The sequence below is a fragment of the Vibrio sp. S234-5 genome, from assembly GCF_000960595.1.
Classification (GTDB): domain Bacteria; phylum Pseudomonadota; class Gammaproteobacteria; order Enterobacterales; family Vibrionaceae; genus Vibrio.
This window is the reverse complement of sequence record NZ_JZAM01000281.1, coordinates 1-435: the sequence shown is the minus strand read 5'-3', so window position 1 is coordinate 435 and position 435 is coordinate 1. Positions and strand designations below refer to the sequence as shown.

The 435-nt window shown below is 46.4% G+C and carries 1 protein-coding gene; it reads right to left on the bottom strand.

The features are described from left to right. Window positions 1-435: nucleoside recognition domain-containing protein (locus UF06_RS17755; protein WP_045571636.1), on the bottom strand; the 435-nt coding region annotated here is incomplete at both ends.

Here is a 435-nt window from a genome sequence, read left to right as displayed (position 1 = left end):
CATAAAGGCAGCAGCGATAAGGTAGTTAAGATCAACCCCCAACGAGGCATAACCTACCAACGTACCACCAGCTACTGATGCCAAACCACCTGTCATTACCGCAAAGAACTGCGAATCAGTCATGTGCTTTAGGTAGGGTTTCACCATTAGTGGCGCTTCGATAGTGCCGACAAAAATGTTCGCCGTTGCAGACAAAGACTCAGCACGACCAATGCCAAGAAGCTTTTGAATACCACCACCAATGAAGTTGATAACTTTTGGCATCACACCAATGTGATAAAGACCGGAGATAAGAGAGGAGAAGAAAACGATGATACCCAGTACATTGATCGCAAAGGTGAAGCCCCCTGTCGCCAAATTACCGAATAAAAACGCGATGCCTTCTTGACCGTAGTTGATCAAATTCGACACGACGCTGCTTACTGAATTCAGCGC